8 protein-coding genes are annotated in these 8,490 nt (G+C 67.2%); 5 read left to right on the top strand and 3 right to left on the bottom strand.

From position 1 onward, the window contains the following. Positions 1–152, bottom strand: a 152-nt coding sequence (locus tag CJ179_RS51100) for an FAD-dependent oxidoreductase (RefSeq protein ID WP_143549049.1), incomplete at its 3' end; no start/stop codon positions are given. Between the two features lie 198 nt (positions 153–350). Between CJ179_RS51100 and CJ179_RS46345 the strand changes: the two genes are divergently transcribed. Further along, positions 351–1,151, top strand: coding sequence for an IclR family transcriptional regulator (locus CJ179_RS46345; RefSeq protein ID WP_095865909.1), 801 nt, complete (start codon positions 351–353; stop codon positions 1,149–1,151). 32 nt (positions 1,152–1,183) lie between these two features. Here CJ179_RS46345 and CJ179_RS46340 read toward each other — a convergent pair whose 3' ends face one another. Both CJ179_RS46340 and CJ179_RS46335 read right to left on the bottom strand, forming a co-directional pair. Next, a complete protein-coding gene (locus CJ179_RS46340) occupies positions 1,184–2,362 on the bottom strand; it encodes an NAD(P)/FAD-dependent oxidoreductase (protein WP_095865908.1) in 1,179 nt (392 codons plus the stop codon). Beyond that, entirely contained in the window at positions 2,362–2,724 is a 363-nt protein-coding gene (locus CJ179_RS46335) for a bifunctional 3-phenylpropionate/cinnamic acid dioxygenase ferredoxin subunit (RefSeq protein ID WP_072943997.1), read from the bottom strand. The genes CJ179_RS46340 and CJ179_RS46335 overlap by 1 nt, the downstream gene beginning before the upstream one ends. Positions 2,725–2,896: 172 nt before the next feature. On the opposite strand from CJ179_RS46335, the gene CJ179_RS46330 reads away from it, so the two are divergent. The 4 genes from CJ179_RS46330 (at position 2,897) to CJ179_RS46315 (ending at position 8,456) form a co-directional block, all read left to right on the top strand. After that, positions 2,897–3,694 carry an IclR family transcriptional regulator gene (locus CJ179_RS46330; RefSeq protein WP_095865907.1) on the top strand — a complete coding sequence of 266 codons (798 nt, stop codon included), beginning with the start codon at positions 2,897–2,899 and terminating at the stop codon, positions 3,692–3,694. A 462-nt stretch (positions 3,695–4,156) separates the two neighbouring features. Further along, the gene (locus CJ179_RS46325) at positions 4,157–5,317 is read left to right on the top strand and encodes an aromatic ring-hydroxylating dioxygenase subunit alpha (protein ID WP_072944001.1); all 1,161 of its coding nucleotides are present in this window, start codon (positions 4,157–4,159) and stop codon (positions 5,315–5,317) included. Beyond that, positions 5,314–6,939 (top strand): BCCT family transporter, encoded by a 1,626-nt coding sequence (locus CJ179_RS46320; protein WP_095865906.1) that lies wholly within the window; start codon positions 5,314–5,316, stop codon positions 6,937–6,939. The genes CJ179_RS46325 and CJ179_RS46320 overlap by 4 nt, the downstream gene beginning before the upstream one ends. Then, on the top strand, positions 6,936–8,456 hold the full coding sequence (locus CJ179_RS46315) for an aldehyde dehydrogenase family protein (RefSeq protein WP_095865905.1): 1,521 nt from the start codon (positions 6,936–6,938) through the stop codon (positions 8,454–8,456). The genes CJ179_RS46320 and CJ179_RS46315 overlap by 4 nt, the downstream gene beginning before the upstream one ends. Positions 8,457–8,490: the final 34 nt, after the last annotated feature.

Here is an 8,490-nt window from a genome sequence, read left to right as displayed (position 1 = left end):
AGCCCCGGCGCGTGGGAGGTGGAGCCGCCGGTCAGTGGCAGCGGCCCCTGGTCGAGGACGGTGATCTTGTCCCAGCCACGAGCGGTGAGCTCGTCGGCCAGGTTCGCACCGACGATGCCGGCTCCGATGATCACGACGCGCGGTGAAGTCATGACGGTTCTCCTGATTGGGTGGGTGCTGCGGGAAGTCGACGGGTTGACGCTGCGGGCGCGCAATATCGCGACGGGGTCGGTAATTGATATATCAACATATTGGGCTCGGGAATGTCGGAGAGTCGATCACGTGATGTGAATTTCTGGCGTGGAGGCCTGCCACGCCATGGGACGAAGTCGCCTATCCTGAGAATTGCGATGAATGAATTGGACGATAACTCGAATGGGGATCGGAACCGTCCTGCCGGCGCCGTGCAGTCGGTGGACCGTGCGCTGGCAGTGCTCGAAATCCTCGCCAGGCTCGGCACCGCGGGCGTCACGGAGATCGCCGACGAATTGGGAGTTCACAAGTCGACGGCGTCGCGACTTGTCGCCGTTCTCGATTCGCGCGGATATGTGTCGCAATTGAAGAATCGGGGAAAATTCCGGCTCGGGAATTCTCTGGTCCGCCTCGCCCGCACCGCATCCCCGGACGGTGACCTGGTGCGACAAAGTCAGGAATTGTGCGCCGAACTCGCGGAAACGGTCGGTGAGAGTGTCAATATCTCGATTCTCGACGGTGACCGTTCCGTGAGCGTCGTCAAAGCGGACGGGCCATCCGGAGTCGGAACCAACACGTGGGTAGGGCAGAGCAGCCCCGCCCACGCGACGTCGAGCGGGAAGCTGTTGCTGAGCGAACTGTCCGACGCCGAGATCGCCGACAGTGTCGGGGGCAGTCTCATCGCCCTGACCCCGCGCACGATCACCCACCTGGCGACGCTGTCCGAGTCGATCGCCACCATCCTCGACCGCGGCTGGGCTCAGTCCGAGGAGGAGCTCGAGGTCGGCATGAACGCCGTGTCCGTGCCGATCCGTGACTACACGGCGAGAGTGATTGCTGCGCTGAGTGTTTCCGGTCCCGCATACCGGCTGTTGCCGGAGCGTTTCGACGAGGTCGCCCGGGCGGCGCTCGATACCGCCCAGCGGATCAGCACCCGGCTGGGCTACGCCGCGCCGTAGCGTCGCTCGAGTCGTCACCGTCGGATCCCGCCTCAGGCTCGCGACTTCGCGAGTTGCTTCTTGTACCGCGTGAACAACCGGGGATTGTTCATCGCGAAGACCCCGACGGTGTCGCCGTTCCGGTCGTACGTGGCCACGAACGAGCCCGTCCCGGGATCGCCGTCCACGAACCGGACTTCGTCGGTCGCGTTCCGGGTGCCCGCGAACTGCAGCATCTTGCCGTACTGGTGCGACCAGAAGTAGGGGATCGCCGCGGGGCCGGGTGTCGACGCGAGGATCGTGTCGGCGACCGCGCCCGCCTGCGCGACGGCGTTGCTCCAGTGCTCGCTGCGGTGATGCGACTGGTGGGTCTCGTCGAACGACTGTGCGCAGTCGCCGATCGCGTAGACACCGGGAACGTTGGTCCGGCACTGGGCGTCCGTGACGAACCCGTCGTCGACGAGCAGTTCGGAGTCGCCCGCCCACTCGACATTCGGCACCGCGCCGATCCCGACCACCACGGTGTCGGCGGGCAGGATCGTGCCGTCGCGGAGTTGGACGCCGGTGACGGTGTCGTCTCCGAGGAGCCGCTCGACGACCGCGCCGGTCAGGAGCTGCACCCCGTTCACCGCATGCTGTCCGGCGCAGATCGCGCCGAGTTCGATGCCGAGTGGTCCGGCAAGAGGTGTTGGCGACGCCTCGACGACGGTCACGTCGAGTCCCATCCCGACAGCGCTGGAGGCGACCTCCGCACCGATGAAACCGGCGCCGACGACTACGAGATTCTCGGTGCGACAAAGTGATTCACGCAACGACAGGGCGTCTTCGACGGAGCGTAGCGTGTGGACGCCCGCGAGGCCGGTGTGGCCGGGCAGGGTGCGGGCACGGGCGCCCGTTGCGACGACGACAGCGTCGGCGTCGAGGTAGGAATCGTCGCCGAAGATCACCCGGTGACGTCCGTCGGGGGCACGCAGGAGCCCGGTCGCCGTCCGGTTGCGGTGCCATGCGACGTCGAGGCCGTCGTCGTCGGTGGTCATCAGTGACAGGTCGGCGTCCGAGAGTGCGCCGGTCAGGTACTCCTTCGACAGCGGTGGCCGGTCGTAGGGCAGACTCGACTCGCTGCCCGCCACCGTGAGGGCACCTGCGTAGCCCTTCTCACGCAGGGCGCGCACGACGGAGAGACCGGCGAGCGACGCGCCGAGGACGATGACGGATTCGGGGATCGCGTTCATCAGTGCTCTCCGTTCGCCACGTGGAGTACGACGGTGCCGTCGACGACCGAGACTGCGTGGGTGCGCACCGGGATCTTGGCGGGCGGACCGGACGGCACGCCGGTACGCAGGTCGAAGCAGGCCTCGTGAAGCGGGCACTCGACGGTGCAGCCCTCGACCCAGCCGTCGGCGAGCGACGCGTCCTGGTGGGTGCAGGTGTCGTCGATGGCGTACAGGCCGTCTTCGGTGTGGAAGACGGAGATCGGGGTCATGCCGGGCGGGGTGACGGTGGCGACTTCGCCGACCGGGAGCGCGATGAACTCGCACACCGGAACCGTAATGCCGGTGTCGACTGCAGCTGGGGAATCGCTATCGAGAATCACTCGATACCTCCGAAGTGTTGGGGAGGAAGGACAAGAGTGGAAGTGCAGTTGTTGCGCTATACGCGACGACTTGCGAGGCGTGCAACTCAATGCTCCAGGCTGCCTCCCCGTGGTGTCAAGCGTTCGCGTGTAAAAACTGCGTACCGGATCGGTGGAGGCATAACCTCGGGGCATGACCGATTCGGAGGCCCAGGGGACCGAAGCGCGCGGAAAGACGGTGCACGCGGTCGAACGCGCCATCGACGTGCTCGAGATCGTCGCGTCCGAGAGGCGCATCGGTGTCTCGGAGATCGCCCTGCGCCTCGGCGTGCACAAGTCGACGGTCTCCCGGCTGATCACATCCCTGCAGCAGCGGGGTTTCGTGGAAGAAGCCGGCGTGCGCGGCAAGTACCAGCTGGGATTCGCCGTCGTCCGGCTCGCCGAGGCGACCGTGGCGCAGAGCGGGCTCGTCGAGATCGCGCAGCCGGAATGCGATCGGCTGGCCGACGCCTTCGGGGAGACCGTCAACCTGGCCGTCCTCGACGGGGCCGGCACGATTAACGTGCTCGAATCGCGCAGCGACCGGCGCGTCGCCCTGCGATCGTGGGTGGGTCAGGTGAGTCCCGCGCACGCCACCGCAACCGGAAAAGTGCTGGTCTCCGAGCTGACGCGCGGCCAGCTGCAGAGCCGGCTGGGACCGGATCTTCCCGCACTCACCCCCAACACCATTACGGACCTCCACGCGCTCGGCGTCGAACTCGCGCGGGTGCGGTCGCGCGGGTGGGCGTCCACGGCGGAGGAACTGGAAGCGGGGCTGCACTCGGTGGCGGTGCCCGTGCGCAGTCAGGTGACGAAGCGGATCGTGGCGTCCATCTGCGTGTCGGGCCCCGAGTACCGGCTCGCCAGGGACCGCTTCGAGGCTGTCGCCCTCGAGCTTGCGGGCGCCGTCGCGCGCATCGAGGCCCAGCAGTCGGACGGCGCGGCATCGTAGCAGCGTAGACGCCATCTGTGGGGCGGTGCCCGAGGGCGGCCGCGGACGCCTTCGTGGCCCGTCGACGGCCGGAAATCGATCGGACAATTCGGGCGCCGCGGCACCGGCCTCATCCTTCCGTCTCCGGAAGGCCTTCTCTCCCAACGCGGAACGTTCTACCCGTCGGTAATTCGGGCATTTCGTTAATGCCGTGTTTCGGGGGCGTCACGCCCACGAAAGAACTCCCGAATGTGATGTTTGACACTCCCATCTGCGACAGTCTAAGTTGTGTAAATCGCTTAGCGTTGCCGATGACGCAACAAGCCCGGGATCGCGACGGCCCTGCGGAGAGCAGTCTCCGCAGCCGACCGGATCCATGCGCGTCGTTTCGCCGGGCGGATCCGCGCCCCCACACGCCCACAGATTCCAGGTCACAGCCCCGACCGAACGCATCTTTCCCGTAACGAAAGAACGGTGACATCTATGTCCGCTCCGGACGTCCAAGCCCCCGCGCCCGCCCCGGCACTGATCCCCACTCTGGGGGGTCGCTACTACACCGACCCCGACATTTTCGTGAGCGAGCAGGAGAACGTCTTCGAGGCGATGTGGTTCTGCGCCGCCCGCACCGCTGATCTCGCCGATGCCGGCGCCTTCAAGAAGGTCACCGTCGGCCGGGAGAGCGTCCTCGTCGTCCGCGGCCGGGACGGCGCCCTCCGGGCGTTCCTCAACATCTGCCGGCACCGCGGTGCCATGCTCTGCACGGAGGACGAAGGCCAGGTTCGGCGGAACCTGCAGTGCCCGTACCACGCGTGGACGTACGGACTCGACGGCAAACTGGTCGCCGCGCCGAACATGGCCGCGCTGCGCGACGAGACCGGAGCCGACATCGACCGGGTGCGGTACGGGCTGGTGCCGGTCGCGCTGCGCGAGTGGCTCGGTTACGCCTGGGTGTGCCTCGCGGACGAACCGCCGTCGTTCGAGGACGAGGTCATCGGTTCCGTCACCGAACGGCTCGGCGATCCGGCCGCCATCGACCGGTACGAGATCGGAACCCTGGAACTCGGCCGACGGATCACCTACGACGTCGCGGCCAACTGGAAGCTGATCATCGAGAACTTCATGGAGTGCTACCACTGCGCCACCATTCACCCGGAACTCACCGAGGTGCTTCCGGAGTTCGCGGACGGCCTTGCCGCACAGTACTTCGTGGGGCACGGTGCCGCCTTCGGCGATGAAGTCGAGGGCTTCACCATCGACGGAAGCGGCGGATTCGAGGCGTTGTCCGGCATCAGCGACGACCAGGACCGCAAGTACTACGCCATCACCGTGCGGCCGCAGGTCTTCGTGAACCTCGTGCCCGACCACGTCATCTTCCACCGCATGTACCCCATGTCCGCGGACCGCACCATCGTGGAATGCGACTGGCTGTACGCGCCGGACGTCACGGCGTCGGGACGCGACGTCTCCCGCTCGGTCGAATTGTTCCACCGGGTCAACCAGCAGGACTTCGATGCGTGCGAGCGGACGCAGCCGACGATGTCGTCGAAGGCTTACCGCGACGGGGGTGTGCTGGTGCCCGCGGAGCATCACATCGGCGAATTCCACGACTGGTTACTGACCCGGCTGGGTGGGGACGCGAAATGACGTACGCCGGCGAGCAACCGAGGGTGATCGACCCTCCCGAAGTGCAGGCGCCGGAACCGGAGCGCGCGACACCCGCCCACGCCGCGCCGCGGGGCGGTGTCGACAAGGTGGTGTTCGGCGCCGCGGCGGGAGTCGGGGTGGGCATCATCCTGTGGGGCCTGCTGGCGCCGCAGAACCTCGCGCTCGTGTCGAACGCGGCCCTCGGGTGGCTCGTCGCCGACATGGGGTGGTTGTTCATCACCGCGGCCACCGGGTTCGTCCTCTTCTCGCTGTTCCTGGCGTTTTCCCGGTACGGCCGGATTCCGCTCGGCAAGGACGGCGAGAAGCCGGAGTTCCGGACGGTCAGCTGGATCGCGATGATGTTCAGCGCCGGCATGGGGATCGGGCTGATGTTCTACGGCGTCGCCGAACCCCTCGCGCACATGGTGAGCCCGCCTCCCGGGACCGACGGCAGCGCCGGGTCGGCGATGGCCACGACGATGTATCACTGGGGACTGCACCCGTGGGCGATCTACGCGGTCGTCGGATTGTCGATCGCCTACGGCTCCTATCGGCGGGGCCGCAAGCAACTCATCAGCTCTGCGTTCGTCCCGCTCCTCGGCCGTCGCGCCGAGGGGGCGGCGGGCAAGGTGATCGACGTGCTCGCGATCATCGCGACGATGTTCGGCACCGCCGCGTCGCTCGGCCTCGGTGCCCTCCAGATCGGGTCCGGGCTCGAGATCATCGGCTGGATGGGCGAGGTCGGCACATTCGCCCTGGTGGCCCTCGTCGGGTTGCTGACGTTCGCGTTCGTTGCCTCGGCGGTGTCCGGTGTTGCCCGCGGAATCCACTGGTTGTCCAACATCAACATGGTGCTGGCCATCGTGCTGGCCGTCTTCGTGTTCGTCCTCGGCCCCACGGTGCTGATCCTCAATCTGCTGCCCACCACCATCGCCGACTACAGCGCGCAACTCGCGACGATGTCGGGTCGCACCGCCGCGAGTGCCGGCGACGACACCGCGTCGTGGCTGTCGTCGTGGACGATCTTCTACTGGGCGTGGTGGGTGTCGTGGACCCCGTTCGTCGGCATGTTCCTGGCCCGGATCAGCCGCGGCCGCACTATCCGGCAGTTCGTCGTCGGTGTGATCGTCATTCCCACCTCGGTCAGCCTCGTGTGGTTCGCGGTGTTCGGAGGTTCCGCCATCGGGGTGCAACGTGACGGCACCGATGTGGCGTCCCAGTCGTCGACCGAGGGACAGTTGTTCGGAATGCTCGACCACCTGCCGCTCGCCGGTGTCTCCACCGTCCTGGTCATGGTGCTGGTGGCATTGTTCTTCGTCTCCGGAGCCGACGCGGCATCGCTCGTGATGGGCACCCTGTCGGAGCGGGGGACCCGGCACCCGAGCAAACGGATCGTCGTGTTCTGGGGCACGCTCACCGGCGGCACCGCGGCGCTCATCCTCTGGACCGGCGGCACGGACGCCCTTCAGGGGCTGCAGACCATGACGATCATCGCGGCCGCGCCGTTCCTGCTGGTGATGATCGGACTGTGCGTCTCGCTGTACCGGGACGTCTCCCGTGATCCGCTCATCGTCGGCCCAACGAAAGAATTTGCACACGAAAGGGTTTCGGACACACTATGAAGATGTCGGCGCTATCTGCTGATCTCGACGTCCAGAAATTGTTCGGCACGGTGAATTTCATCGCGGGGGAGTGGGTGGCTGCGACATCGGGGCGCACCCGCGACTGCATCGACCCGGCAACCGGCAACGTGATCGCCACCGTCGACGAGGCGTCGCCCGAAGACGCCGGGCGAGCAGTGCAGGCGGCCCGGGCGGCCTTCGATGCCGGGGACTGGCCGGAGACGCCGGTCGCCACGCGATCGTCGCTGCTGTCGCGTATCGCCGAACTCCTCGAGCGCGACAAGGAGGAACTGGCGCGCATCGAGACGGTCGACACCGGTAAGACGTTGGTGGAGAGCCGAATCGACATCGACGACGTCGTCTCCGTGTTCCGGTACTACGCCAGGCTGGCCCTCGTCTCGAGCGACCGCGTCGTCGACGTGGGTGACCCCGCCGTCGTCTCCCGCGTCGTTCGCGAACCGATCGGGGTGTGCGTCCTCATCGCACCGTGGAACTACCCGCTGCTGCAGATCTCCTGGAAGGTGGCACCGGCGTTGGCGGCCGGCTGCACGATGGTGCTCAAACCCAGCGAAGTCACGCCGCTGAGCACGATCGCGTTCACCCGGCTGATCGAGGAGGCCGGTGTGCCCGCCGGGGTGGTCAACCTCGTGCAGGGCAGCGGCGCCGACCTCGGCCCCGCCCTCACCGACACCGGCGACGTGGACTTCATCTCGTTCACGGGCGGACTCGCCACCGGTACCACCATCCTGGAGACGGCCGCGAAGCACGTCACGAAGGTCGCCGTGGAACTCGGCGGGAAGAATCCGCACCTCGTCTTCGCGGACGCCGACTGGGAGTCGTCGGTAGACCAGGTGCTCACCGGAGTCTTCCTGCATTCGGGTCAGGTGTGCTCGGCCGGGACGCGCCTGATCGTCGAGGAGTCGATCGCCGACGAGTTCGTCGCCGCGCTCGTCTCGCGCGCCGAGGCCATCCGCGTCGGCCCGGGACTCGACCCGGCCAGCGAGACCGGACCGCTCGTGTCGGCGGCGCAGCGCGACAAGATCGAAGCCTATGTGGCACTGGGTATCGCCGAGGGAGCGACGCTCCGGACGGGCGGCTCCCGGCCCGCCGATCCCGCGCTGGACGGCGGCAGCTATTACCTGCCCACCATCTTCGACCACTGCGACCGCACGATGCGGATCGTGCAGGAGGAAACGTTCGGGCCCATCCTCACCGTCGAGCGATTCACCACCGAGGAGGACGCGGTCCGACTCGGCAACGACACCGAGTACGGCCTCGCCGCTGGGGTCCGGACGTCGGACGCCGCCCGCGGCGAGCGGGTGGTGCGCCGTCTGCGCCACGGAACGGTGTGGCTCAACGACTTCGGCTACTACACGGCGGCGGCGGAGTGGGGCGGATTCAAGAAGTCCGGCAACGGACGCGAACTCGGGCCCGCCGGGCTCTCCGAATACCAGGAAGTCAAACACATCTGGAACAACACGACCTCACCTCACGCGGGGTGGTTTACCGCGACCTGACGTGCACTCGGCAGGGCCCGCGAGCAGACCCCAT

The organism is Rhodococcus sp. ACS1, assembly GCF_002300155.1.
GTDB classification, from domain to species: domain Bacteria; phylum Actinomycetota; class Actinomycetes; order Mycobacteriales; family Mycobacteriaceae; genus Rhodococcus_F; species Rhodococcus_F koreensis.
The sequence above is the reverse complement of the archived record's forward strand: the minus strand, read 5'-3'. Positions and strand labels throughout refer to the sequence as shown.